This is a genomic window from Corallococcus macrosporus DSM 14697 (assembly GCF_002305895.1).
GTDB lineage: Bacteria > Myxococcota > Myxococcia > Myxococcales > Myxococcaceae > Myxococcus > Myxococcus macrosporus.
In genome coordinates, this window is sequence record NZ_CP022203.1 from 1747585 (window position 1) to 1773477 (window position 25893).

Below are 25893 nucleotides of genomic sequence, written 5' to 3' on the forward strand. Positions count from 1 at the left end.
GGTATGGTGCCGCCCAACATCGCCGCCCGGACGCGCATGCCGCGCGGCGGCGGGACTTCGTGGAGGAACATCACATGGCCGACGCTCGTACCGACAAGCCGTCATCCACCGAGGAGGAGTACTTCGCCCGGGAGGAGATTGAGAAGAAGCGCAAGCTGGCCCTGGAGCAGGCCGCGGCGAACGCGGCGCAGCAGCGCGAGGAGCTCAAGAAGCTCCACTGGATGAAGTGCCCCAAGTGCGGCATGGACCTGCAGACGCTGAAGCAGGGCAACGTCGAAATCGAGACCTGCTTCAACTGCCACGGCGTCTTCCTGGACGCCGGGGAGCTGGATCAGCTCGTGGCCCAGCACGGCCACGAGGGCAGCGGCAAGGTGATGGGGGCCATCCTCAACCTCTTCAAGAAGAAGTAGGCCGCCGTGGCGCTCACGCTCGAGCAGGTGCGCCATGTGGCCACGCTGGCGCGGCTGTCGCTGACTCCGGAGGAGGAGCAGCGCTTCACCACCCAATTGTCCGCGGTGCTGGACGCGGTGGAGCAGCTCCAGGCGCTCGACGTGGAGGCCGTGGAGCCCACCTCCCACGCCACGCTCATGTCCTCGCGGCTCCGTGAGGACGTGACGCGGCCGTCCCTGCCGCCAGAGAAGTCCCTGGCCAACGCGCCGGCGAAGTCCGACACGTCCTTCGCCGTGCCGAAAATCATCGAGTAGTCCCGGAGACGCCACGCCATGCAGCTCACGGACCTCACGATGCTGGAGCTGGCCGCGAAGCTGGCCGCGGGAGCGGTCTCCTCCGAGGAGGCCACCCGCGCGAGCCTGGCGCGCATCCAGCAGGTGGACGCGAAGGTGCGCGCCTTCCTGCGCGTGGATGAGGCAGGCGCCCTGGCCGCCGCCCGCGCCAGTGACGCGCGCCGCAAGGCGGGCAGCCCCGCCAGCGCCCTGGACGGCGTGCCGCTGGGGCTCAAGGACCTCTTCCTCACCGAGGGCGTGGAGACCACCGCGGGCTCGCGCATCCTGGAGGGCTTCGTCCCGCCCTACGACGCCACGGTGGTGCGCCTGCTGAAGGAGGCGGGTCTGCCGCTGGTGGGCAAGCTGAACCTGGACGAGTTCGCGATGGGCTCATCCAACGAGTCCAGCGCCTTCTTCCCCAGCCACAACCCGTGGGACGTGTCGCGCACGCCGGGCGGCTCGTCCGGTGGCTCGGCGGCGGCGGTGGCCGCGCGCGAGGTGTTCGGCGCGCTGGGCACGGACACGGGCGGCTCCATCCGCCAGCCCGCGGCGCTCACCAACACCGTGGGGCTGAAGCCCACCTACGGCCGGGTGTCGCGCTTTGGCGTCATCGCCTTCGCCTCATCGCTGGACCAGCCAGGCCCCATGACGCGCACGGTGGCGGACGCGGCGGCGCTGCTCCAGGTGATTGCGCGGCCGGATGCGCGGGACGCGACGTCCGCGGACGCGCCGGTGCCGGACTACTCGGCGGACCTGGAGGCCGGCGTGCGGGGCCTGAAGCTGGGCGTGCCGCGCGAGTACTTCACCGAGGGCATGGACCCGGAGGTGGAGGCCGCGGTGCGCGAGGCGCTGCGCGAATACGAGCGGCTGGGCGCGACGCTGGTGGACGTGTCGCTGCCCCACACGAAGTACGCGCTGGCCACGTACTACCTCATCGCGCCGGCGGAGGCGTCCAGCAACCTGGCCCGCTATGACGGCGTGCGGTTCGGCCTGCGGGCGAAGGACGCGCGCAGCCTGCGGGACGTGTACGCGCTGACGCGGGAGCAGGGCTTCGGCGCCGAGGTGAAGCGCCGCATCATGCTGGGCACCTACGCGCTGTCCTCCGGCTACTACGACGCCTACTACCTGCGCGCGCAGAAGGTCCGCACGCTCATCCGGGAGGACTTCACGCGCGCCTTCGCGCAGGTGGACGCGCTGCTGTCGCCCACCTCGCCGGTGCCGGCCTTCAAGCTGGGTGAGAAGGTGGAGGACCCGCTGTCCATGTACCTCATGGACATCTACACGCTGCCATGCAACCTGGCGGGCCTGCCCGGCCTGTCGGTGCCCTGCGGCTTCACGAAGGCGGGCCTGCCGGTGGGCCTGCAGATTCTGGGACGGCCCTTCGACGAGGCCGGCCTGCTGCGCATCGCCCGCGCCTACGAGCGCGAGCACGACTTCTTCCGCCGCGCCGCGCCCCTGTAGGGCCCGCGAGCGCACGCCCTGGTGACACCGCCATGCCCGTGAGCGATTTCCAGCCCGTCATCGGCCTCGAGGTCCACGCGCAGCTCCTCACGCAGTCCAAGATTTTCTGTGGCTGCTCCACCGCGTTCGGCGCCGAGCCCAACCGCAACACCTGCCCGGTGTGCCTGGGCATGCCCGGGGTGCTGCCGGTGCTGAACCAGCGCGTGGCGGAGTTCGCCGTGCGCACGGGCCTGGCGCTGGAGTGCACCATCCGCCCCACGAGCGTGTGGAGCCGGAAGAACTACTTCTATCCGGACCTGCCCAAGGGCTACCAGATTACGCAGTACGACCAGCCCATCTGCGAGCACGGGCGCCTGGTCATCGACACGCCGCGGGGCGAGAAGACCATCCGCGTCCTCCGCATCCACATGGAGGAGGACGCAGGCAAGAGCGTGCATGACGCGGGGGGAGGCCAGAGCCTGGTGGACCTCAACCGCGCGGGCGTGCCGCTGCTGGAAATCGTCAGCCAGCCGGACCTGCGCGACGCGGACGAGGCGGTGGAGTACCTCAAGGCGATGCGGGACGTGCTCGTCTACCTGGGCGTCAATGACGGCAACCTGGAGGAGGGCAGCTTCCGCTGTGATGCCAACGTGTCGGTGATGCCCAAGGGCTCCACCACGTTCGGCCAGCGCTGCGAGCTGAAGAACCTCAACTCGTTCCGCTTCCTCAAGCAGGCCATCGAGTACGAGATTGCCCGGCAGGTGGACGTCATCGAGTCGGGCGGCAAGGTGGTGCAGGAGACGCGCCTGTGGGATGTGAGCAAGGGCGTCACCCGCTCCATGCGCAGCAAGGAGGAGGCGCACGACTACCGGTACTTCCCGGAGCCGGACCTGCCGCCGCTGCACGTGAGCGCGGAGGCCATCGACGCCGCGGCCCAGGCGCTGCCGGAGCTGCCGCGCGCGAAGCTCCAGCGCTTCACCAGCCAGTACGGGCTGCCCGCGTATGACGCCCGCATCCTCACCGCCGAGCGCCCGCTGGCCGACTACTTCGAGGCCTGCGCCGGGCACTACAAGGACTACAAGAAGCTCTCCAACTGGTTCCTCGGCGAGCTGATGCGCCTGTTGAAGGAGGAGGGCACGCCGCTGTCCGCGCTGCGCTTCACGCCGGCGCAGTTGGGCGAGCTGCTGGGCGCCGTGGACCAGGGCACGGTGTCCGCGAACGCGGGCAAGGACGTGCTCGGGGAGATGTTCCGCACGGGCAAGGCGCCCGCGGACATCATCGCGGAGAAGGGCCTGGCCCAGGTGAGCGACACCGGCGCCATCGAGGCGGTGGTGGACGACATCCTCGCGAAGAACGCGGGGGAGATTGAGAAGTACCGCGCCGGGAAGAAGCAGGTCTTCGGCTTCTTCGTGGGGCAGGTGATGCGGGCCATGAAGGGCAAGGGCAACCCCGCCCTCGTCAACGAGCTGCTGAAGAAGAAGCTCGGCGATTAGGGCGTTCCGCGCGCCGCCGTGGGGACGGTGGCGTGCACCACGTCCTCTTCGCTCCGCGACGGGGCCTCGGCGAGCACCCGCACCTCTCCAGCGTCCGTCCGCTCCAGGATGCTGGAGGGGGCCTCGAAGTGGGTCCCGAGCACGCTGCCCACCAACTGCGCGCTCACCACGTAGCGCACGCGCTTGAGCATGCGGAGCTGAGCCTGGAGTCCCTCTTCGCGCCACTGCTCGCCGCGGCGCTGGGACGCGTTGAAGGGCGAGGGCGCCTCCCAGGGCCAGGGGTTGGCGGAGGGCTGCGCGAGGACGTCCGCGCCCAGGGCATCGAGGTACTGCGCGCAGGGGACGAACCAGGGCTCCTGGGGCGTGTGGGGCTTGAGGAAGCCGTCATAGCCGATGAGCGTCCCCAACCTCCCGAAGGGCGTCTGCAGGAGCGCCAGGTCCTCGGGGCGGCCCGGGCTGAGGTGCAGCGCGTCCTCCCGCGTGGGCACCAGGTTGGCCTTGCGCGTCGCCGCCACGCACCGGCCCTCGGGGGAGAAGGTGTAGCTGGTGTTGTAGGTGCGCGCGCCGTAGGGCCGGAAGTCGGGCGTGTCCTGTCCTCGTTGGCTGGCGGGGAGCAGCGCGCTGCCGGCCACGACCCACAGGCCAAAGTCCCGGGCGATGCCCGAGAAGGTCTCCCACAGGGCGCGGTGCACGCGGGGCGCACGCGCGGCGTAGACGCACTCCAGCAGCGACGGCGGATGGAACGCGCTCCAGGCGTTCCACGTGTCCCAGGGCTCTGCGAGGGCCACTCGCTTCAGTGCCCCCTGGACCGACGTGGCCCGGCGCACGAGAGCCACGTGGCCGGTGAAGAGCAGGGGCGCGCCCACCCACTCCGGCCACACGACGAGCGCGGGATGGCGCGGCCGTCCCTCCGCGTCCCGGCTGCGCAGGGCGTCCACCTTCGCGGCCAGGGCGCGGTGGCGCGCGGCGAAGGTGCTCGGCGAGGCGTAGTCCTCCAGCGAGGCGCGGGGCTGGAGGGCGAACAGCTCGACGGTGTCGGCGGAGGTGTCCACGGCGCGTTACTTCAGCAGGCCATTCTCACGCAGGCGCTGCTTGAGGAAGGCATCCGCGGTGATGGGGGCATGCCGCGCCGGTGAGTCCGCCGTCTGGGTGCAGGGCAGGGCCTGGAGCACGCAGTCGGCATACGGGTGGACGAAGAAGGGCATCGAGTAGCGCACCGTGTCCTCTTCCTTGCCGCGCGGGTTCACCACCCGGTGCGTGGTGGCGGGGATGATTTCGTTCGTCACGCGGCTGAGCATGTCGCCCGAGTCGACGACAATCTGCCCACGCAGCGTGTCCACCGGGAGCCATTCTCCGTCGCGGGTGAGCAGCTCCAGGCCGCCCGCGGTGCCCTCGCAGAGCAGGGTGATGAGGTTGATGTCCTCGTGCTCGGCGGCGCGCACGCCTCCGGGGATGAAGCGCTCCTTCAGCGGCGGGTAGTGGATGAGCCGCAGCACGGAGTTGCCGTCGGTGGCCATGCCGCTGAAGGTGTCGCGCGCCACGCCGAAGTACTCGGCGAGCGCCTGGAGCATGACGCCCGCCGCGCCATCCAACGCGTTGAAGAGCGACAGCGTGTGCTCGCGGAAGGTGGGCACCTCGGTGGGCCAGACGTTGGGGCCATAGCGCTCGCGGTACCTGTGCTCGGGCGGCAGCTCGCGGCCCACGTGCCAGAACTCCTTCAAGTCACCCACCTGGCGATTCTTGGCGTGCTCCTGGCCGTAGCCGATGTAGCCGCGCTGACCGCCGTGGGCGGCCTGGGCGTACTGGGCCTTGGTGGCCTCCGGCAGGGAGAAGAAGCGCTCCACGTCCGTGTACGTGCGGCGGATGAGGCCGTCGTCGATGCCGTGGCCTTCCACCGTGACGAAGCCGAACTCCTTGATGCCGTCGCCGAACACCTGAACGAAGCGGGCCCGCTCCTGGGGTGTGCCCGTGCGGTAGTGGGACAGGTTGACGATGGGGATGCGGCGCGGGGATGGCGACATGCGGCCGCACTCTACCCACCCTGATGGATTGTCGGCACGCACAGCGTCCGCCAGAGGACCCCGTTCTGCGACCGTGGCGTCGGAGGTGCGGCACCAGCGGACATCCGCCCTCATTCCCAGTGGAAGTCAGTGCTCCCAGGTTCCATGTTGGGCGGGCAGGTTGGGGGGAGGCGGATGCCCGAGGTGAGCAGCGGTGGCGGGTGTGCGGTGTGTGGCCGGCGGCATGGGACGGAGGCCTCGTGTCCGACGCTGGTGCGCGCGGACGTGGGGGGTGGAGGGACGGCGCGTCCCAGGTGCGCCCCGACGGTGGAGGCACAGGACCCCTTGGTGGGGACCCGGTGCGGGAGCTTCCGGTTGACGCGGCGCCTGGGCCGAGGCGGCATGGGCTCCGTCTACCTGGGCGAGCACGTCTCGATTGGCAGCCGGGTCGCGGTGAAGGTGCTGCACGCGCACCTGACGATGTACCCGGAGCTGGTGCAGCGCTTCCATGCGGAGGCGCGGGCGGTGAACCTCATCGGCCACGAGAACATCGTCAGCATCTTCGACATGGATGCCGCGCCGCCGCGCCCCTACCTCATCATGGAGCTGCTGGATGGCTCCCCGTTGTCCGCGTGGGTGGGCACGCCCCTGGCCGCGGGCGCGGTCGTCTCGGTGTTGTCGCAGGTGTGCGACGCGCTCCAGGCCGCGCATGCGCGAGGCATCGTCCACCGCGACTTGAAGCCGGACAACATCTTCCTGGTCCGCCGCAAGCGGAGCGCTCCCTTCGTGAAGGTGTTGGATTTCGGCATCGCCAAGCTGGCGGACGCGCACATGCCGCAGACGCACGCGGGCATCATCGTGGGGACGCCTGAATACATGGCCCCCGAGCAGTCCCTGGGGCGGGGCGTGGATGGCCGCGCGGACCTGTACGCCCTGGGCGTCATCGCCTATCAGCTCCTCACCGGCCGGCTTCCCTTCAACGACGAGGGCCTGACGGCGCAGCTCGTGGCCCATCAGCTCCGGCCGCCGCCGCCGCCCAGCTCGGTGTATCCGGCGGTGTCCGCGGCGCTGGAGCACGTCATCCTGCGCGCGCTGGCCAAGAAGCCCGAGGACCGGTACCCGTCCATCGCCGCGTTCCGCGACGCGTTGCAGGTGGCCCTCGTCGAGCACCAGCGCGTGTCGGCGCGGAAGACGCGCCCGGGAGGACACCCGGTGCTCGAGCAGGCGCCCGTCGCGTCCATGGCGCGCGTCCAGGCTCGGCTCCCATCGGGCTCGCGAGCGGGGCCATTGCCTTCCCTGCTGGCGGGCGCGCCCCTGCGCCGCCCGCCCTCCGCCGCACCCACGGCGTCACCTCGCGCCTCCAACGTGGAGGTGCCGGTGCAGGTCGTCCTGCGTCCAGGAGAGAGCCCCGTGCGGCTGCGGGGCAGCGGCTTGTCGCGGGGCGGTCTGTTCCTCCATGGCGGGCGCTTCCTGCCACCGCTGTGCGCGCGGTTGCCCGTGGTGCTGGAGCTGGCGTCGGGGCCGCTGTCCGTCATGTGTGAGGTGGTGCGGCTCGTTCCACCCGCGCAGGCCCGCGTGTGGGGGATGCCCACCGGCTTCGGCGTCCAGTTCGTGGAGGCCACCGCCGTGCTCAAGGCCGCGGTGGATGCGCTCCTCCAGGGAGACCCGGTGCGCGAGGCCCCCTCCGCGCCGTCCGCCGAGGATCCGGCCGTGGCGCGCCTGCTGGAGGCCTGGCGTCAGCGCTCGGCCGGGGACGCGTACGCGGTGCTGGCGCTGGATCAGGACTCGGACATGGTCACGGTGCGCCTGCGGACCCGCGAGGCCTGGCGCTCCCTGGAGTCCCTGGAGCAGCATCCGCTGACGCCTCCCCAGCGCGCCCAGGTGGACGCGCTCCGCGTCCGCGTCCGGGAGGCGGCCGAGGCCCTGGGCGCCACGGCGCACCGCGCCCTCTACGATGCCTGGCGCGGCAATCACCGCGGCGTGGCGAAGTGCCTGGAGGCCGGGCTGACCGCCGAGCAGCTCGAGTCCCTGCGGCGCGAGTTCCTGTCGCGCAGGCCCCAGGCCATGGGCTCGGCGCGGATCCACTTCCAGTCCGGGGGCGCCCTGGAGCGCGAGGGCCGCCTCTCCCAGGCGCTGGAGCAGTACGAGCGGGGGTTGAGGCTCGCGCCGCTGGAGGTGGACATGCTCCAGCGCTACCGCAGGCTCCGCCGGGTGCTGGGCGGGCGGCCGGCGGTGGCCGGACATGACAGGGCCCGGTCACCTTGAAGCAGGTGCCGGGCCCGGGATTGCACGACGGCGCGAGTCAGGCTCACGCCGCGTCGGCTACTCGCCGCAGGTCTCGCTGACGCCCTCGATCTTCTCGGAGCAGGCCACGAACTCAGCCGACCAGGCCTCGATGTTCGAGCTCTGGCACCGGGGAAGGTCGCTCAGGCAGTCCGCCATGGCTTGATACTTGTCCTTATCGGAGTCCGAGCAGCTATCCATGGCCTCGCGGCACTCGTTGAGCCCCTCCTCATCCACATCGATGTTGGGGAGGTACTGAGCGATCTCCGGACAACCCTCGACCTTGTCCGTGAGGGCCCTATAGCCGTCCGCGATGTCCTCGCAGAGGTCCCCGCCGTCATCGCCGCCGCAGCCGGTGCCGAAAACAAGAGCGCTGCTGGCCACGAGACCGATCAAAAGCTTCTTCATTGTAGTTCCCCCTCAAGGCGAGGTTGTGGGGCGTGGCTCACGAAAGGCGGCCGAAAGCCCGGTTTCCCAGTTAACATTTCCCTAGGGGGCGAGTAAACGGCCGGGGAGTCGCAGTCTGATCCTTCAACCACCTTGACTCCCCAGGGTATCTCCCGTAAATCCCGCCGCCTTTGGCGCAATTGGATGGTCCACCCGTCCGAAATGCGCGGTCGATTCCACGGGTTGACCCAACCCGACAGATGACAGGGGTTTGACGATGTACGCAGTGATTCGCACGGGCGGGAAGCAGTACCGCGTCGCCGAGGGCGACGTGGTCCGGATCGAGAAGATCGCGGGCGACGTCGGGGCCGAAGTGACCTTCACGGAGATCCTGATGCTCGGTGGTTCGGACAGCCCGAAGGTGGGCCAGCCGACCGTCGCGGGCGCCAAGGTCGTGGGCAAGGTCCTGGCTCAGGACAAGCACCGCCGCGTCCTCCACTTCCGGAAGGAGAAGGAGGGCTGGACCCGCCGCCGCGGTCACCGTCAGCCGTACACCGAGGTGAAGGTCACCTCCATCGCCGGCTAGTCCGGGCGGTTTCACCTCAAACTTCAGGAGCAAGGTGTCATGGCTCATAAAAAGGGACAGGGTTCTTCGCGCAACGGCCGCGATTCCAACCCGCAGTATCGTGGCGTGAAGGTGTACGGCGGTGAGACGGTGTCGGCGGGCAGCATCCTCGTCCGTCAGCTCGGCACGGTCATCCACGCCGGCGCCAACGTGAAGCTCGGCCGCGACTTCACCCTCTACTCGGTGGTGGACGGCGTGGTGAAGTACGAGCGCCTGGGCCGCGACCGGAAGAAGGTCTCGGTCTACCCGGCCGCCGCTGAGCAGGCGAGCGCCTGACGGCTGGCCGGTCCTTGAGGCCGGCAACCGTGCGGCACCCACGAGCGGGTCGCTTCTCCAGTCCACGCGCCCAAGCGGCAGCGGGACGCGAGGGCGGCCCGCTCTTTGTTTATCCAGGAGTCCCAGATGAAGTTCGTCGACGAGGTCCGCATCTTCGTGAAGGCGGGAGATGGCGGCAACGGCGCCGTCTCGTTCCGGCGGGAGAAGTACATCGAGCGCGGTGGCCCCAATGGCGGGGATGGCGGCAACGGCGGCTCCGTCGTCTTCGTGGCGGACCCGCAGCTCACCACGCTGCTCGACTACCGCTACCAGCAGCACCACCGCGCCAAGAATGGCGAGCACGGCATGGGCAGCGACTGTAACGGCCGCGCCGCCGACGACATGGTGCTCAAGGTGCCGGTGGGCACGCTGGTGAAGGACGCCAACACGGAAGAGCTGTTGGTGGACCTCAGCGAGGCCGGCCAGCGCTGGGTGGCGGCGAAGGGCGGGCGCGGCGGCCTGGGCAACATGAACTTCGCGACGTCCACGCGCCAGACGCCTCGCTTCGCCCAGGACGGGACGAAGGGCGAGGAGATCACGCTGCGGCTGGAGCTGAAGCTGCTGGCGGACGTGGGGCTCCTGGGCTTCCCCAACGCGGGCAAGAGCACGTTCATCTCCCGCGTGAGCCGGGCGCGGCCGAAGGTGGCCGACTACCCCTTCACCACGCTGGTCCCCAACCTGGGCATGGTCCAGTACAAGGACGGCCTGTCCTTCGTGATGGCGGACATCCCCGGCATCATCGAGGGTGCCAGCGAGGGCGTGGGCCTGGGTCACCAGTTCCTGCGGCACGTGGAGCGGTGCAAGGTGCTGATCCACCTCATCGACATGGGGGCGGAGGGCGAAGGCCGCGCGCCGCTGCAGGACTTCGACGTGCTCAACGCGGAGCTGGAGAAGTACAGCCCGGAGCTGGCGTCCAAGCCGCAGGTGGTGGCGGCCAACAAGCTGGACCTGCCCGACGCGCAGGCCCGGCTGGAGGACTTCACGGAGGCGCTGCGCGAGCGTGGCATCCGCGTCTATCCCGTGTCCTGCGCCACCGGCGAGGGCATGCAGCCGCTGATGGACTCCGTGGCCGAGGTGCTCTTCACCGGCCGCACCGAGAAGCTCCACGTCGAGGTGCTCGCGAAGGCGGCCCGGGCGCGGAAGGCCAGGGAGGGCGCCAAGGCGAAGGTTCCCTCGGCGCCGACGCATGAGGCGCAGGCGCAGGTCTCCACCGCGAAGACGCGTGAGGAGCAGGAGTTCGAGGCCGAGTTTGCCGCGCTGGAGGCAGCGGAGGCCCAGGCGAGCAAGGCGCTCGAAGAGGGGGCTTCGCCCGGGGCGCCGGCTCCGTCGCGCAAGCAGGGCACCGCGGCCGCGAAGAAGGCCGCCGCGGGGCGGACAGGCACCGCTGCTTCCGCGAAGAAGGCTGCGGCGGGCAAGGCGGGCGCTGCTGCCGCGAAGAAGGCTGCGGCGGGCAAGGCGGGCACTGCTGCCTCGAAGAAGGCTGCGGCGGGCACCGCTGCTTCCGCGAAGAAGGCTGCGGCGGGCAAGGCGGGCACGAAGAAGGGCGCTTCGGCGCGCAATGCGGGCACTGCTTCCGCGAAGAAGGCTGCGGCGGGCAAGGCGGGCACTGCTGCCGCGAAGAAGGCTGCGGCGGGCAAGGCGGGCACTGCTGCCGCGAAGAAGGCTGCGGCGGGCAAGGCGGGCACTGCTGCCGCGAAGAAGGCTGCGGCGGGCAAGGCGGGCACTGCTGCCGCGAAGAAGGCTGCGGCGGGCAAGGCGGGCACGAAGAAGGGCGCTTCGGCACGCAAGGCGGGCCCTGCGGTCGCGAAGAAGCCCCCGGCTCGCAAGGCAGGCGCCGCAGCCGCGAAGAAGGGCGCTTCGGCGGGCAAGGCAGCCGCGAAGTCCTCGGCCCGGAAGTCGGGCACCGTGGCTGCGAAGAAGGTCGCCGCGGTGAAGTCGCCGGCGCGCAAGTCAGGCGCTTCGGCGGCGAAGAAGTCCTCCGCGCGCAAGAGCGGCTCCGCGGGCAAGGCCGCGACGAAGAAGCCGTCCGCGAGCAAGTCCGCCACGAAGCGCGCTCCGGCGCGCAGGTCGGCCGGCGGGAGGAGCTGAGGCCATGTCGGGTGGTGGTGCGCGCTACGAGCGCTACGAGCGGGAGCAGTTCGAGCCGGAGCAGTTCCTGCTCGACGTGCGCAAGGAGAAGATTGACCGCGTCGTCAGTCACCGGACGCGCAACTTCACGGTGGTCCTCGACCGGTTGGAGGACAGCTTCAACATGGCCGCGGTGCTGCGCACCTGTGAGTCCATGGGCGTGCAGGAAGTCCACATCGTCATCAACCCGGAGGCCCCCTTCGTTCCCAACTCGAGGGTGGCCCAGGGCTGCGACAAGTGGCTGGACGTGAAGCTGTACAAGAGCTTCGCCGAGTGCCGCGAGCACCTGAAGTCCCGAGGCTTCTCGCTGTACGCCTCCGCCATCCAGGACGGGGCCACCAGCCTCTACACGCTGCGCTTCGACGGGAAGATGGCGCTCGTGTTCGGCAACGAGCGCCACGGCGTGAGCGACGAGGTCCTGGCCGGCGTGGACGGCACGTTCTGGGTTCCCATGAAGGGGTTCAGCCAGAGCCTGAACATCTCCGCCGCCGCGTCCGCCTGCATCAGCCGGGCGATTGCCTGGCGGGACGAGCACCTGGGGCAGTCGGGAGACCTCTCCCCCGAGGATGCCCAGGCCCTGCGCGAGCGCTTCTACGTGCTGGCCATCAAACAGAGGAAGCGCCTGTTCAAGAAGGCCCCGTGAATGCCGGGGCCCAGGCCCCGTCGGGATGGTTTAGATGGACACCACGGGCCCAGGCCCGTCTGGAGATGCACGTCATGTTCCTCGAAGCCCTGCTCGCCACGCTCCTGTCCGCCCCCGCCACCCCCGCCGCTGCCCAGGCGAAGCCGCCTCCCGCGGCCCAGACGGCACCCGCGGCCAGCGCGCCCGCGGCCCCTGCCGCCGCGAAGCCCATGACGCCGGAAGTGAAGTCCCTGGTGGACCGGATGCAGGCCTTCTACGAGAAGACCGGCGACTTCCGCGCGGGCTTCCGCCAGGACTACAAGTACAAGACGTTCCGCCGCACGCAGACGTCCGAGGGCACCGTCACCTACAAGAAGCCTGGCCTCATGCGCTGGGAGTACCTGAAGCCCTCGCCGCGCACCTTCGTGCTGGCGGGCAACAAGGTGTACGCGTACGACCCGGCGGCGCAGAGCCTCACCGTGGCCAACGTGGACACCAGCCAGCTCTCCGCGTCGGTGACGTTCCTCTTCGGCAAGGGGAAGCTCGCGGACGAGTTCAACATCACCAAGGGCACCTGCAAGGACTGCAAGGGCACGCTGCTGGTGTTGGACCCGCTGAAGAACGAGCCGCGCTTCCGTCAGGTCCGTCTGGAGGTGGACCCGTCCACGGCCCAGGTGCTCAAGAGCACGGTGGTGGACCCGGACGGCAGCGAGAACGCCATCACCTTCCTCGACCTGAAGACGAACGTGGGCATCGACACGGACAGCTTCAAGCTGGACGTGCCGGACGACACCCGCGTGGACGACTTCACCAAGGCGAAGAAGCAGTAACCTGCGGAGCGTGCGTCGCGCGTTCCTGCTGATGGGGTTGATGGGGCTGGCCGCTTCCGGGTGCCACCGGGAGCCGGCCGCCCACGCCGCCAGTCCGAAGGGCTTCCTCGGTCAGACGTTGCCGCTGCTGGCCTCGCCCGCGCTGCGGCTCACCGTGGCGGGCCGGTTGGGGACGCGGCCGGTGCCGGTGGTGCTGGACGTGGCGCGGCCCCTGTCGCTCGTGTCGAAAGGCTGCTTCGACGGCGAGCTCCCCGCGCCCGAGGGCACCATCCGCGCGCCGGAGCCCGCCGGAGGCTTCCGCTCCTGGCCCGTGGTGCCGCTGCCCGCCTTCTCCGTGGGCCCGGTCCGCTCCCCCGTGCGCACCGCGGGCCTGTCCGGCGAGAAGGCCTGCGCGGTGACGCTGGGCGCGGACGTCCTGGAGTTCTACGCGCTCACCGTGGACCCGCTGCGGCGGGAGGTCACCTTCACCGCCTCGCGCCCGCGCGTGGACTACGCGGCGGAGGCAGCGGCGACGGAGGCCTCGCGCGAGGTGCACGTGGTGGAGCTCGACCGTGAGCCGCTGGGAGACTGGCCCCTGCTGGCCGCGCGGATGACGCAGGGCGGAGCGGAGCTCACCGGCCCCTTCGTCCTGGGCTCGCGCGAACCCTTCTCCCGCGTGTCCGCGCGGCTGGCCCAGGCGCAGGGACTCCAGCCGCTCGAGACCGCCGCCAACCTCCCGCCGCGCACCTTCGCGCTGGATGCCGTGGAGGTCGCCGAGGGCGTGGGCGCCCGCCCGCTGGTGGTGGAGGCCGCCGGGCGCTGGAACTCACCGAGCAGCCTGGGCCGCCTGGGGCCGGACGTCTGGGGCCGCTTCACCGCGACGCTCGACGCGAAGGGCGGGGCCCTGGTGCTGCGGCGTCCTCGGGTTCGTCCCTCGGAAGGCGCCACCGCCAGCCACTGCGCCGCGCCCGACGGCACCTTCCGTGAAGAGGCGTGCTACGGCCTGCACGTGCGGCGCGAGCCGGACGGGAGCGTCTCGGTCAGCGGCGCCGTGTACCGGGACCTGCCAGAAGGCGGGCGGCTCCACCTGGAGGCCCTGGGGCCGGATGGGCAGAAGCTGCTGAGTGGCTGCGGCGTGGGGCTGAGCTTCCCCGCCACCAGCCGGGGCCTGACGACGCAGCACCGCCTCCCCTGGCGTTCGCTGGCGCAGGCGCTGCCTGCCTGCCACGCGGCGCTGTCCACCGCGCGGGACTTCACGCTGGGCCTGTTCGAGGAGGGCCGCCAGCCCGAATGCCCCACGGCCTGCGCCTTCGTCACGGAGGCCGCCTCGCGCCGCACCGTGTGTGAATGCCAGCCCACGCCGCTGGGCGAGGGCGTGGCCATGCCGGCGCGTGGAGCGCCCTCGCGCGAGCCCCCGCCTGAGGAGCGGGAGCTGGAGCCGGAGGACCCTCGCTAGCGTTGCCTGGACAGGGGCCGGGGTGCTGCGCTCTCCTCTGGCGCACATGCGCCCGTCTCCCACCGAGTTTGATCGTCAGTACACCGAACAGCGCCGCTCCATCGAGCTGGCCCGCCGCTACCTGGAGAAGGAGGGCGTCACGCGGATGTACGACGCCCTCACCAAGGAAGTGGAGCGGGGCCGCTTGTCCGTGCAGGACGCGAGCGGCGCCATCCGCTTCGGGCTGCTGGCCCTCATTGAACGCGTGGCGGAGCGCGTGGGGCACACGCGCTACGTCGACATGCTGAAGGACGAGGAGATGCTGGCCGCGCTCCGCTCCCTCCTGGACGACCTCTGCCGGCGCAAGGGCGTGGACACCTTCGAGTTCCGCCAGCAGTGGGCCCACACCAACCTCCAGGCCGTGCTGCGCGACTGGCACCTGGTGGTGCACGAGGAGCGGGGCCGGCAGCGCTACGAGGTGGCCGCGGACCTGGCCCGGCGCCTGGTGGCGGAGACGCCGGGGACGGTGCTGGCGGAGACGCTGAAGCTGCCCACGGACGCCTTCGTGCTGCTGGCCTCGCCCGAGGCGGGGCTCGTGGGCCGCGGCCCGGACGGCGCGCCCGCGCCCATCACCGAAATCTACGTGGTGGAGTCCCCCGCCCCCGAGGGCAAGGCGTGGTTCCTCTGGCTCAGCATGCGGGACTCGGAGAACCGCGCGGCGCGGGCCCTCATCAACGTCTACCTGCAGGACGGCAAGACGCTGGATGACGCCATCGCCTTCACCCGGGAGCAGGGCGGGCCGCAGCAGGACGCGGGCTGGGAGGACTGCTGCCGGCTGCTCGCGGGCGTGGCGCGGCACCTGGCCGAAGGCGGGCCCGTGCGCGAGCACTGGTACGACGCCACCGCGCGCGAGCTCCACGAGAAGCTGGCGGCGACGCCCAAGTCAGCCAAGGCGGACCGGGAGAAGCTGCGCGAGCGCCTGCGCGCCGTCAGCCCGGGCCGCACCCGGGTGCTGGAGGAGCCCTCGCGCTGAGGAGGGCTCCCTCGGCGTCCGGTGCCTTCGCGCCTACTCCGCGCGAGGGGCCGGACGCTGCATGACGGACAGCGGCAGCGGGGCCGGGTGCGCGTCGCGCGCGGTGTGCTCGCGCTGCTTCGGGTCCGGGCGCTCCACCACGCGGGCCACCAGGTCGTAGTCGTGGGCCTCCGTCACCTCCACGGTGACGAGCTCCCCCGGGTACGCCAGGCCGTCGTTGATGTAGACCATGCCGTCGATGTCCGGCGCCTGGCCCTGGTGGCGGCCCACCAGCAGGTGCTCCGTCTCCGGCGCGGGGCCCTCCACCAGCACCTCCAGGCGCTTGCCCACGAGCTTCTTGTTCTGCTCGCGGTTGATGCGCTTCTGGATGGCCATGACCTCGCGCCAGCGGCGCTCGATGGTCTTCTGCGGCACCTTGTCCGGCAAGTCGTACGCGGCGGTGCCCTCTTCGTCGGAGTACTGGAAGACGCCCAGGCGCTCGAAGCGCTGCGTCTTCACGAACTCCTTCAGCATCTCGAAGTCCTCTTCCGTCTCACCCGGCAGGCCGACGATGAGCGAGGTGCGCATCACCAGCCCGGGCACGCGCTCCCGCAGCTTCGTCAGCAGGCCCTTGAGGAACTCCGAGTTGCGGCCGCGCTTCATGGACAAGAGCAGCTTGTCGCTGACGTGCTGCACCGGCATGTCCAGGTAGCGGGCAATCTTCGGCTCCGAGGCCATCACGTCGATGAGCTCGTCCGGGAAGATGCGCGGGTAGGCGTAGTGGAGGCGGATCCACTTCACGTCCACCTGCACCAGCGCCTTGAGCAGGTCGTGCAGCTTCGGGCGGCCCGGCAGGTCATGCCCGTAGGCCGTCAGGTCCTGCGCGACGAGGTTCAGCTCCTGCACGCCGCTGTCCGCGAGCTGCTTCGCCTCGGCGACGATGTCGTCGATGGTCCGCGAGCGCTGCCCGCCGCGCAGCGTGGGGATGATGCAGAAGGCGCAGGCGTTGTCGCAGCCCTCGGAAATCTTCAGGTACGCCGTGTACTTCGGCATCGAGTTGATGCGCGGCGTGTTGGCGTCGTGGATGTAGTCCGGGTCGGGAATCACCTGACGCGGCGAGGCCTCGGCGGCCAGCAGGTCACCAATCTGGGCGTAGGCGCTGGTGCCCAGGAAGTGGTCGACCTCCGGCATCTCCTTGGCCAGCTCCTCGCCGTAGCGCTGGGACAGGCAGCCCGTCACCACCAGCGTCTGGCAGGCCCCGGACTTCTTCAGCTCGGCCATCTCCAGGATGGAGTCCACCGACTCCTGCTTGGCGGGACCGATGAAGGCGCACGTGTTGACGACGATGACCTCGGCGTCGGACGCCTCCTGCACCAGCGTGTAGCCGCGGTGGCGCAGCGTGCCCAGCATCACCTCGGAGTCCACCCGGTTCTTCGGGCAGCCGAGGGTCATCATGTACAGGCTCTTGGGGGTGGTGGTTTCCACTGCGTCTACCGCTTTCCGAGTTCGGTTCGCGAGAAGTGGGTCCCACTCCAGGCGAAGGTCATGGACGTGCCGTTCGAGTAACGGATGGACAGCACGCCCTCTTCATCCAGCTCCACCGACGACGTGCGCCCCAGCGCGCAGGTAGCGGCCGGCCACTCGAGCACCCGCCGCGCCGTCTTCCCATCCACCAGGTAGATGCCGAGCCGCAGCTCGTCATCGGCGTCACATTGACCGGCGACGGCATACGGATTCTTCCCGGTCACCACCGTGACGACGCGGCCACCGTCCGGCAGGCTGAGCGTGTCCGGCACGTTCAGGTCCGCCGTCGAGGGGATGATGGCGTCCGGGGCCACCAGGCCGCGCAGCAGGGAAGGCGTCAGCTCCCCGTCCGCCTGGGCCCAGGCCGGGTAGCTCATGTAGTCCCAGCCCAGCCACCCGTCCTGCCGGGGCTCGAGCGTGCTGACACTCTCCGGCGGCTTCAGCTTGAGGCCCTTGCGCGGCTCGTCCGGCAGGCGCAGCGCGTCCCCCACCATGGTGCCGCTCTGGCAGTTGGAGATGGAGGCGGCCTTGCCGTCCGCGCTGTCCCGGTCCTCGTAGGTGAGGCACAGGTCCATCACCAGCGGGTCCACGGCGGGGAAGCGGGGGAAGGCGCGCACCGGCACCGACGCCATCATGCGCAGCTTGTTGCCCTGGCGCTGCACGGCGGCCGTCACCAGGTCCTGGGCGAACTGCGGCGTGCCGCTGTCCGCGCCCGACGCGCGCTTGCCGTCGAAGGCGAAGCGCCACGTATAGCCGGTGGACGTGGGGCCGGTGCCCGGGAAGTAGAGGGACAGCGTGAGCAGGTCCCCGGCCTGGAGCTGGTCGTCGGTGGCTTCCACGCCGACGTACAGCGTGTCCTTGCGCGCGCCCACCTTGGCGGTGAAGGACGCGGTGGCCCCTTCGGGGACGACGGGCTTGAGCACCAGCGGCGACGCGAAGGCCTTCAGGCCACCCTGGATGCGCGGGGGCCTGGAGAGCGAGGGAACCGGCTTGGAGGCGCGCTCCGCCTGGGCGGACGCCACGCCCGGGGCGCAGAACAGAAGGCAGAAGGACAGGGCGGTCGCGCGCATGGGCCTCTTCAATCGCGGAAGTTGGTGAACTGCATGTCCAGCTTCAGCCGGTCCTGCTCCTTGCGGAACAGGGCGATGGCCGCCTGGAGGTCGTCCCGGTTCTTGCCCGTGACGCGGAGCTGGTCGGCTTGGATGGAGCCCTGGACCTTCATCTTGGACTCCTTCAGCAGCTTCACCAGCTCCTTGGACTTGTCCACGGGGATGCCCTGCTGGAGCTTGATGGTCTGCTTCACGTTGTGAAGGCCCGTCTTCTCGATGTCGCCATACTCCAGCGCGAACAGGCTGATGTTCCGCTTGGCCAGCTTCGCCAGGAGCACTTCCTTGGCGGCCTGGACGCGGTCCTCGCTGTTGGCCTTCACGGTGATGGCGGTATGGTCCGGCGCCAGCACGACATCCGCATGGGTGCCCTGGAAGTCGTACCGGGTGCTGAGCTCCTTCTTGGTCTGGTTGACCGCGTTGTCGAGCTCAGCGAGGTCGATTTTCGAGACGACGTCGAAGGATGGCATGGGCAGCGGCCCTTACCATACCTACACCCGGACGACCAAGGGCACCACCAGGGCGCGCTTGGCGGTGTACGCCCTGAAGGCCCGCCGCACGGCGCGGGTGAGTTCCTCTCTCACCAGGGCGTCATCGCCCCGCAGGACGGGGGACAGCTCCTCGAAGAACGCCCGCGCGTCCTGGGCCACCCGGGGGAGGAGGACCTGTTCGTCCAGGGACAGGCCCTGGCCGGACAACTGCGGCCCCGCCACCACCTTCTGGGAGTCCCGCTGGAGCACCACCACCGCGGCCACGATGCCCGTCTCCGACAGCCGGATGCGCTCCTGGAGCGTGTCCGGCGTCACCCGGCCGGGGCCGAACCGGTCCTTCAGGACGCGTCCGGACGGGACGCTGCCGGTGAAGCGCCCCCGGCCCTCCTCGAAGGTGATGATGTCGCCGTCCTGCGCCAGCAGGCACTGGGCGGGCTCCAGGCCGGCCTCGCGCGCGGTGAGCAGGTGCTTGTGCAGGTGGCGGCCCTCGCCGTGGACGGGGATGAAGTGGGCCGGGCGCACCAGGTCCAGCACGCGCCGCTGCTGGGGCTGGCTGGCGTGGCCGGAGACGTGGATGCCCGGCTCCACCTGGGCATAGGCCACCTTCGCCCCGCGCCACTGGAGCGCGTCGATGAGCGCGCCCACGGAGCGCTCGTTGCCGGGGATGGGGCGCGAGCTGAGCACCACCAGGTCGCCGGGGTTCAGCCGCACCGGCCCGTCCCCCGCCGCGAGCTGGGACAGCCCGGCCCGCGGCTCGCCCTGGGCGCCGGTGGTCAGCACCAGCACCCGCTGCGCGGGCAGCGCCGGCACCGTGTCCACGTGGACGAAGAGCGAGTCGGGCACGTCCAGGTAGCCCAGCGCCCGCGCCATCTCCACGTTGCGGAGCATGCTGCGGCCCTGCAGGGCCACCTTGCGCCCCAGCCGCTCGGCCAGCGCCAGCAGGTGCCGCACCCGGTGGAGGTTGGAGGAGAAGAGGGCGACGATGATGCGCCCGGTGGCGCCCTGGAAGAGGCGCTCGAAGGTCTGCTCCACCACGCGCTCGCTGCCCGTCTCCTCCGTCACCTCGGAGTTGGTGGAGTCGGAGAGCAGGCACAGCACGCCCTCCTCGCCGGCCTCGCCCCAGCGCTCCAGGTCCGTGCGCAGCCCGTCGATGGGGTCCGGGTCCAGCTTGAAGTCGCCGGTGTGGATGAGGGTGCCTTCGGGCGTGCGCAGGATGAAGCCCACCGCGTCCGGCACGGTGTGCGTGACGCGGCTGGCCTCCACGCGGAAGGCCGTGCCCACGGTGAAGGGCTCGCGCGGCTCGATTTCGCGCAGGTCCGCCTCGATGCCCAGCTCCTCCAGCCGGTGGCGCGCCATGGCCAGGGTGAAGCGCGTGCCGTAGACGGGGACGGGCACCTCGTTGAGCAGGTAGGGCAGCGCGCCCAGGTGGTCCTCATGGCCATGCGTGAGCAGCACGCCCTTGAGCTGCGCGGCGTTCTGCTTCAGGTGGCTGAAGTCCGGGATGATGATGTCCACGCCGGGCATCCCCGAGGAGGGGAACATCAGCCCGGCGTCGATGAGCAGCAGCTCCCCACGGCAGGCGATGACCATGGAGTTGAGGCCGATTTCGCCCAGGCCGCCCAGGGGTATGACTTGAAGCATCGGATGAAGTCTAAGGACTCACCTCGCCGGGCGCGGTGGAAAGTGATGGAGGTGGATGTAGGGCCGGAGGTCAGCGCCGGCGGCGCCGCAGGTCCTGGAGCCAGTCGCGGACGTGGCTGGCCTCGGTGGCGTAGACGGGCTCCTCGTCCGTGTAGAAGCGCAGGGCCTGGGTGGCCAGTCCGCGGGCCCGGGGCCCGTCCTGCTTCACCAGGGCCTGGGCCAGGGCGAAGCGGGTGCTCGCCAGGTCCTCGGCGGGCCCGGGGTGGGTGGTGCGGAGCGCGAGCGCCCGTTCCAGCAGGGGGCGGGCCTCGCGGCTCCTGCCCAGGGCGTGCAGGGCCCGGCCCAGCGTGGTGAGGGGGGCCGCCACGTCCGGGTGGTCCTTCTGGAAGGCCTCGTAGGCCGCGATGCTGCGGCGGGCGTAGTCCGCGGCGTCGCGGGCCTTTCCCTCGCGCAGGGCCAGGGCTCCGAGCAGGGCCAGGTCGGTGGCGGTCTCCGGATGCTCGGGGCCAAAGGCCTTCAGGTCCACCGCCAGCGCGCGCTCGCGCAGCGGCCGGGACTCGCCGTGCCGGCCCAGGGCCTCCAGGGCCTCGGCGAGGTTGTTGAGCGGGTAGCTCAGCGTGGCGCTTTCGCGGCCCAGCGACTGCTCCTCCAGCCGGATGGCGCGCTGGAGGTAGGGGATGGCCTCCTCGAAGCGGCGGACGATGACCAGGTGGTAGCCCATGGCGTTGGCGGCCATGGCCGTCTGGGGATGGTCCGGGCCGAGCACGCGCTCGGTGGTCTCCAGCACGCGGCGCAGCAGCGCCATGGCGTGCTCCGTCTCCGGCGTGCGCGACAGGGCGGCGGCCTGGTTGCGGAGGGACTCCAGCGTCAGCAGGTGCTCGGGGCCCAGCTCCTTCTCGCGCAGCGCCGCGGAGCGGCCAAAGGCCTCCGCCGCCTGGGTGTACTGCCCTCGGAGGAAGGCGTTGCGGCCCAGGCTCGTCTGGAGCAGGGCCTCCAGCTCGGAAGCCCCGCCCGCGCGCTGGATGGAGGCGCGCGCCTGGTCCACCGTCCACGACTCCAGGGTGGGCTCGGCGGAGACGGTCGTCACCAGCCGCGCCGCGGCCCGCGCCGCGAGCTGGTCATGGCGGTGGGCCTGCGCGGTGAAGAGGGACTCGCGCAGGGCCGCGGCGGCGCGTGCGTCGTCCCCCGTGACGAGCCCGAGCCGGCCCTCCAGCTCCAGCGCCTCCGCGAGCACCGGGCCGTAGCCGAGCTGCCGCGCCTCGGCCAGCACCGCCTTCGCTTCTTCCTGGGCCTGGGGGTAGCGGCCGGCGTCCACCAGGGCCGTGGCCCGGTCCACCCGGGCGCGCAGGGCCTCCACCTGCTGCCGCTGCCCCGCGGGCTCCGACAAGCCCAGCCAGAGCGCATCCACGTCCGCGCACGCGGCGACGGGGGGCAGGCGCTGCGCCGCGTCCGGCGCGGCCGCCAGCGCCGCCGCGTCCGTCTGGGCGAGCACGCCCGTCAGCGCCACCAGCGCGGAGTGGCGCCGGTCCAGACACGCCATGCGCAGCGCGAGCTCGTGGTCCGACTGGTGGCCCAGGACGCGGGTGGCCTCGCAGGCCTCGCGGTGCATCCGGGTCCACTCGTTCGCGAAGCCGTCCAGGGTCGTCGCCACGCGCTCGAAGGCGGCGGAGGCGTGGACCTTGCCCGTGGCCGCGAAGGCCTGCTGGATTTCGGCCCGGCGCGCCGCGTCCCAGACGCCCGCCAGCCGCGCCTCGGGGTCCGGACACGGGCCGCCGCGCTGCGAGCCCACGAGCAGCCAGGTGACGGCGACGACGCTGTTGAGCAGCAGCGACGCGGCGGCCACCGTGCCCCGGCGGCGCCAGGCCGCCAGCGGGTCCGCGCCCAGGGCCTCCAGCAGCACGCCCATGGAGGGGAAGCGCGCCTCGGGGATGGGGGACAGGCCGCGCGTGACGGCGCGCAGCACCCAGGCGGGGACGCGGCTGCCCCGGGGCGGGGGACGCACGCGGCCGGAGCGGGCTTCTTCCAGGTATTCGTCCGGGCGCTTGCCGTTGAACGGAAGCTGTCCGTAGAGGGCTTCGTAGAGGGACGCGCAGAAGCTGAACTGGTCGCCGCGCGCGTCGATGCGCCCGTCCTCGTGCTGCTCGGGTGGCATGTACGCGGGCGTGCCCATGACGAGCCCGGCCTCCGTGAGCGCCGTCTGGAGCAGGTCCTCCGGGGCCACGCGCGGCAGCGCGGGCGTGGTGCCCCGGCCCGCCTCGGCCGCGTCGAGGTCCGCGGTGGTGCGGGCCAGCCCGAAGTCCGTCACCTGCGCCCGGCCTTCCTTGCTGACCAGCACGTTGGCGGGCTTGAAGTCGCGGTGGACCAGCCCGGCCGCGTGCGCGGCGGCGAGCCCCCGGCCCGCCTGGCGGAAGATGTCGAGCACCTCGCGCCAGGTGCGGTGCTCGGCGCGCAGCCAGTGGCGCAGGGACAGGCCGTCCACCCGCTCCATGGCGATGAAGACGCGCCCCGCGAAGGTGCCCGCGTCGTAGACGGAGACGACGTTGGGGTGGGAGAGCCGCGCCATCGCCTGGGCTTCCCGCAGCAGCCGGGACGCGCCGTCCGAGCGCGCCGCCGGGTTGGCATCCGGGTGCAGCAGCTTGATGGCCACGCGCCGGTGCAGCTCCGGGTCATAGGCGCTGTAGACGGCGCCCATGCCTCCCGCGCCCAGCGTGTCGAGGATGTGGTAGCGGCCCACGCGGACCTGCCCCGAGTCCCGGGGCTCGGTGTCCTCCGCGTTCTTGCGCGCGGGCGAGCGGCCCGCCTTCCCCATGCCCCCGCTCGCGGGCGGCGCCTTGGCGGGCATGGGCGCCATGGGAATGGACAGGGTGACGCGGGAGCCGCGCGCCTCCGCAGCGGCGGAGAGCAGCCGGCCTCCATGCGGCAGCACATGGGCGCCGGCGAAGTTCTTTCCGCTCCCGCCGGGCGAGGGCGCCCCCTCATGGGCGGCGGGGAGGATGCGTCCGCTCAGGTCCTGCGGCGGCGTGGGCGGTGGCACGGCGACGGAGGTGGGTGGGGGCGGGGCGGGCGGCGCGGCGAGCCCGGAGGGCGCCGGAAGCGCGGAGGGCGCGGCGGAGAAGCCGGGCGCCGCTGGCGCGGGGGGCGCGGCCAGGGCGCCAGGCCCCTCCGGCGGGGGCGCGTCCAGGTGCGCGGCGAGCCCGGTCCGCCGGACGGCGTGCCGAGGCGTGCGCTCGCCGGCCTTGTTCATGGGCGCCGTCGGCTGGCGGAGCGCTGGCCCGCTCCCGACGCGGATGAGCTCGGTGGGGAGGGTGTCGTCCTCGGGAGGGCCCCCCGCGGAGGTGGCCGTGTCCGTCACGATGTCCCGCGCGGCGGCGGTCCGTTGCGCCGCCGCGCCAGGCGGCGTCACCCGCGCCAGCAACTGGGCGCATTGGCGGCAGCCCTCCGCGTGTCTGCGCAGTGGACTGGATTCCGAGGCACGAAGCTGTCCAGCGGCGAGCGCGCGCGCGGTGATTTCGTCAAAGCAGGCCACGGAAGGGAGGGTTCTCCCATGCTCCGTGTCTCCGAGAAAGGGGGCTTTACATTCCAGACCGTCCTTTCATGGACTCTCTGCTTCCCGCCCGGACCCGCGCGTGCTGCCATGCGGTACGTCCGGCTGCGTCATCCTGGAGTCCCAACGTGTCCCACACTTCGCCCTCACTCGAACTCGCCAGGCCCCCGCTGCTCGCCAGGGAGTTGTTGCGCGCCGCCGTGGCCCGCCGCCCCGCGCGGCCGGGAGCAGTGCCCCGCCTGGACGTGCGGGTGAGAGGCTTCACCCCGGACGCCGGCCAACTGGCGCGCTACCGGGAGGTGTGTGGCTTTCCCGAGGACGGCTACCTGCCGCTGCCCTTTCCCCAGGTGCTGGCGACGTCGCTGCATCTGACGCTGCTCAACCATCCGGACTTTCCCTACCGGCTGCTGGGCATGGTGCACGTGCGCAATCACATCCAGCAGCAGCGCCGTCTGCGCGCGGGCGCGCGGCTCTCCGTGCATGCGTGGGTGGAAGGTCAGCGTGAGGCCCGGCAGGGGCGCGAGCTGGACCTGCACACGGAGGTGGAGGAGGACGGGGCGTTGGTGTGGAGCGCCGTCACCACCATGCTGCGCCGCCTGCCCGGAATGGGAGAGCGGCCCCGGGAGGCGGGACGCCCTCCGGCCACGGACGAGGCGCAAGTCTTCGCGGACAGCCGCCCGGCGAGCTGGTCCGTGCCGGAGAACGCCGGCCGCCGCTACGCCCGGGCCTCGGGGGACTACAATCCCATCCATCTGTATGGCTTCACGGCGCGCCCGTTTGGCTTTCCCCGCGCCATCGTCCACGGGATGTGGACCGTGGGGCGCTGCGTGGCGGAGATGGGGGAGGCCGCGGAGGCGCCCGCGCTCACGCTGAACTCGGAGTTCCGCCGTCCGCTCCTGCTTCCCTCCCGGGTCGTCTTCCAGACCGCCCCGCAGCCGGAGGGCGCCGTGGCCTACCGGGTGATGGCCGAGGACGGGCAGCCCCACCTGCTGGGCCGCCTGTCACCGGAGGGGGCCCCGCGGGCGCGGTGAGGCCAGGGGGCCTTCAGTGGGGCAGGAGCACCAGGTCGTCCAGGTACATCACCGGCTGGTCCGTACCGGAGTCGTCCTGGAAGTAGATGTCCCGCAGCGTGCCCGTGGTGGCGCCGATGCTGGCGAGCGGGATGCTCACCTGCTGCCAGACGCCCGGGGCGATGGGGCCGCCCAGCGCGGTGTCCAGGCGGATGGTGCCGAGCAACTGGGCGCCATCGTGGAGCACCAGCCGCACGGCCTGGCCGCCCACGGTGCCGCCGTGGACCCAGACGCGGAGGGACTGATGGTCCGCCAGGTCCAGCCCGTGGTGGTGGAAGAGCAGGCCATTCCAGGTGTCCGGCTCGAAGCGGATGGAGGCCGAGCCCGTGTGGACCACGCCCGTCTCATCGAGCGAGTGGTCCGCCCAGCTCCAGTCGGCGAAGCCGTTCTGCAGCGCGTCGTTGTAGACGAACAGGCCCGCCGTCAGGTCGGGCTCGGTGCGGCCCTCCGTCAGCGCCAGGCCCTCGGCCAGCGTCACGGTGCGCACGCCTTGCGTCTGCACGTAGTCGAGGATGTCCGCGAACTGGGACGTCAGGTACTCGGTGTCGCGGGTGGGGGTGCCGTTGGTGAACTCGTGGAACACGAGGATGAGCCAGCTCTTCTCCGCGATGGCCTGGTCCACCCAGCCCTGGACGGTGCTGACCGGGACGGTGCGCGCCACGTCATTGGCCCTCAGCTCGTAGACGACCGTGTCGCGGAAGTTCCGGCCGGCGTTCACCGTGCGGCTGCTGGCGTAGTGCTGGCGGATGGCGTCGAGCACCGGGCCGTTCTGCAGCCCGTAGGGCACGATGAGGTTGGGCACGGCGGGCAGCCCCAGCGCGTTCTCCAGCCAGGTGCGCGAGTCCTGCAACTCGGCCAGGAGCTGGGCCGGGGACAGCGACGTCAGGTCCGGATGCGTTAAGGTATGGCTGGCGATGTCATTGCCTTCGGTGACGAGCGTCTGGGCTTGCGTCAGGTTGATGTAGCCAGCCCAGCTCTCGTGGATGGCCAGGGTGACCAGGCCATAGGTCGCGGGGAGGTTTCGCGCGTTGAGCTCGGGGCGGGCCAGTGAATATTGCGTGGCCCAGCCGTCATCCAGGGTGATGGTGACCATCCCCTCGGTGAAGGGCTTCGCGGCGAACGCGGGTGCCGCCAGCGACAGGAAGAGCAGCGTGATGAGCCTTCGATACATCCCGTGCGGTCTGGACATGGATTCCCCCCGCCGCACCGCGGCCTGGCGTCGTGCGGCTGATTGAAGGCGATACCAG

Annotated in this window: 22 protein-coding genes; 13 read left to right on the forward strand and 9 right to left on the reverse strand. The window is 71.3% G+C overall.

The genetic code is table 11. The features are described from left to right. Positions 1 to 74: 74 nt before the first annotated feature. Genes MYMAC_RS07350 through gatB form a run of 4 tightly spaced genes read left to right on the forward strand, consistent with a single transcriptional unit; the run spans position 75 to position 3655 of the window. Positions 75 to 410 (forward strand): TFIIB-type zinc ribbon-containing protein, encoded by a 336-nt coding sequence (locus MYMAC_RS07350; RefSeq protein ID WP_013935391.1) that lies wholly within the window; start codon positions 75 to 77, stop codon positions 408 to 410. 6 nt (positions 411 to 416) lie between these two features. Then, on the forward strand, positions 417 to 704 hold the full coding sequence (gene gatC, locus MYMAC_RS07355; RefSeq protein ID WP_013935390.1) for an Asp-tRNA(Asn)/Glu-tRNA(Gln) amidotransferase subunit GatC: 288 nt from the start codon (positions 417 to 419) through the stop codon (positions 702 to 704). 18 nt (positions 705 to 722) lie between these two features. Further along, a complete protein-coding gene (gatA, locus tag MYMAC_RS07360) occupies positions 723 to 2183 on the forward strand; it encodes an Asp-tRNA(Asn)/Glu-tRNA(Gln) amidotransferase subunit GatA (protein ID WP_095957550.1) in 1461 nt (486 codons plus the stop codon). Positions 2184 to 2215: 32 nt separating this feature from the next. Further along, positions 2216 to 3655, forward strand: coding sequence for an Asp-tRNA(Asn)/Glu-tRNA(Gln) amidotransferase subunit GatB (gatB, locus tag MYMAC_RS07365; RefSeq protein WP_095957551.1), 1440 nt, complete (start codon positions 2216 to 2218; stop codon positions 3653 to 3655). Here the strand turns inward: gatB and MYMAC_RS07370 are convergent. After that, positions 3652 to 4707, reverse strand: coding sequence for a carbon-nitrogen hydrolase family protein (locus MYMAC_RS07370; protein WP_095957552.1), 1056 nt, complete (start codon positions 4705 to 4707; stop codon positions 3652 to 3654). The genes gatB and MYMAC_RS07370 overlap by 4 nt on opposite strands. A 6-nt stretch (positions 4708 to 4713) precedes the next feature. Further along, on the reverse strand, positions 4714 to 5676 hold the full coding sequence (locus tag MYMAC_RS07375) for an isopenicillin N synthase family dioxygenase (RefSeq protein ID WP_095957553.1): 963 nt from the start codon (positions 5674 to 5676) through the stop codon (positions 4714 to 4716). A gap of 174 nt (positions 5677 to 5850) precedes the next feature. Here MYMAC_RS07375 and MYMAC_RS07380 point away from each other — a divergent pair, with 174 nt between their 5' ends. Then, complete coding sequence (locus tag MYMAC_RS07380) at positions 5851 to 7920, forward strand: serine/threonine-protein kinase (protein WP_204817462.1); 2070 nt, start codon at positions 5851 to 5853, stop codon at positions 7918 to 7920. A 57-nt stretch (positions 7921 to 7977) separates the two neighbouring features. Here MYMAC_RS07380 and MYMAC_RS07385 read toward each other — a convergent pair whose 3' ends face one another. After that, a complete protein-coding gene (locus tag MYMAC_RS07385; RefSeq protein WP_095957555.1) occupies positions 7978 to 8346 on the reverse strand; it encodes a hypothetical protein in 369 nt (122 codons plus the stop codon). Positions 8347 to 8602: 256 nt separating this feature from the next. Here MYMAC_RS07385 and rplU point away from each other — a divergent pair, with 256 nt between their 5' ends. The 7 genes from rplU to MYMAC_RS07420 all read left to right on the forward strand — a co-directional run bounded on the left by rplU (position 8603) and on the right by MYMAC_RS07420 (position 15291). Then, positions 8603 to 8911: a 50S ribosomal protein L21 gene (gene rplU, locus MYMAC_RS07390; protein ID WP_013935383.1), complete on the forward strand. Its 309-nt coding sequence runs from the start codon at positions 8603 to 8605 to the stop codon at positions 8909 to 8911. Positions 8912 to 8950: 39 nt separating this feature from the next. Continuing rightward, positions 8951 to 9226 carry a 50S ribosomal protein L27 gene (rpmA, locus tag MYMAC_RS07395; protein WP_043708982.1) on the forward strand — a complete coding sequence of 92 codons (276 nt, stop codon included), beginning with the start codon at positions 8951 to 8953 and terminating at the stop codon, positions 9224 to 9226. Positions 9227 to 9352: 126 nt separating this feature from the next. Then, entirely contained in the window at positions 9353 to 11353 is a 2001-nt protein-coding gene (obgE, locus tag MYMAC_RS07400; RefSeq protein WP_275663220.1) for a GTPase ObgE, read from the forward strand. Between the two features lie 4 nt (positions 11354 to 11357). Next, positions 11358 to 12035 (forward strand): TrmH family RNA methyltransferase, encoded by a 678-nt coding sequence (locus MYMAC_RS07405; protein WP_095957556.1) that lies wholly within the window; start codon positions 11358 to 11360, stop codon positions 12033 to 12035. Between the two features lie 74 nt (positions 12036 to 12109). Next, positions 12110 to 12844 carry an outer membrane lipoprotein periplasmic chaperone LolA gene (lolA, locus tag MYMAC_RS07410; RefSeq protein WP_095957557.1) on the forward strand — a complete coding sequence of 245 codons (735 nt, stop codon included), beginning with the start codon at positions 12110 to 12112 and terminating at the stop codon, positions 12842 to 12844. Positions 12845 to 12854: 10 nt separating this feature from the next. Continuing rightward, positions 12855 to 14279 (forward strand): hypothetical protein, encoded by a 1425-nt coding sequence (locus MYMAC_RS07415; RefSeq protein ID WP_204817464.1) that lies wholly within the window; start codon positions 12855 to 12857, stop codon positions 14277 to 14279. Positions 14280 to 14301: 22 nt separating this feature from the next. Then, entirely contained in the window at positions 14302 to 15291 is a 990-nt protein-coding gene (locus tag MYMAC_RS07420) for a hypothetical protein (RefSeq protein ID WP_095957559.1), read from the forward strand. Positions 15292 to 15324: 33 nt separating this feature from the next. Here MYMAC_RS07420 and rimO read toward each other — a convergent pair whose 3' ends face one another. From rimO to MYMAC_RS07445, 5 genes are all read right to left on the reverse strand, one after another. After that, complete coding sequence (rimO, locus tag MYMAC_RS07425) at positions 15325 to 16755, reverse strand: 30S ribosomal protein S12 methylthiotransferase RimO (RefSeq protein ID WP_013935376.1); 1431 nt, start codon at positions 16753 to 16755, stop codon at positions 15325 to 15327. Between the two features lie 5 nt (positions 16756 to 16760). Then, positions 16761 to 17864, reverse strand: coding sequence for a hypothetical protein (locus MYMAC_RS07430; protein ID WP_013935375.1), 1104 nt, complete (start codon positions 17862 to 17864; stop codon positions 16761 to 16763). A gap of 8 nt (positions 17865 to 17872) precedes the next feature. After that, complete coding sequence (locus MYMAC_RS07435) at positions 17873 to 18370, reverse strand: YajQ family cyclic di-GMP-binding protein (RefSeq protein ID WP_013935374.1); 498 nt, start codon at positions 18368 to 18370, stop codon at positions 17873 to 17875. A 21-nt stretch (positions 18371 to 18391) separates the two neighbouring features. Continuing rightward, positions 18392 to 20032 (reverse strand): ribonuclease J, encoded by a 1641-nt coding sequence (locus tag MYMAC_RS07440; protein WP_095957560.1) that lies wholly within the window; start codon positions 20030 to 20032, stop codon positions 18392 to 18394. A 70-nt stretch (positions 20033 to 20102) separates the two neighbouring features. Beyond that, positions 20103 to 23558, reverse strand: coding sequence for a serine/threonine-protein kinase (locus tag MYMAC_RS07445; protein WP_157757458.1), 3456 nt, complete (start codon positions 23556 to 23558; stop codon positions 20103 to 20105). A gap of 146 nt (positions 23559 to 23704) precedes the next feature. On the opposite strand from MYMAC_RS07445, the gene MYMAC_RS07450 reads away from it, so the two are divergent. Next, positions 23705 to 24607 (forward strand): MaoC/PaaZ C-terminal domain-containing protein, encoded by a 903-nt coding sequence (locus MYMAC_RS07450; RefSeq protein ID WP_095957561.1) that lies wholly within the window; start codon positions 23705 to 23707, stop codon positions 24605 to 24607. 13 nt (positions 24608 to 24620) lie between these two features. Here MYMAC_RS07450 and MYMAC_RS07455 read toward each other — a convergent pair whose 3' ends face one another. Continuing rightward, positions 24621 to 25835, reverse strand: coding sequence for a polysaccharide deacetylase family protein (locus tag MYMAC_RS07455; RefSeq protein ID WP_239989395.1), 1215 nt, complete (start codon positions 25833 to 25835; stop codon positions 24621 to 24623). Positions 25836 to 25893 lie beyond the last annotated feature (58 nt).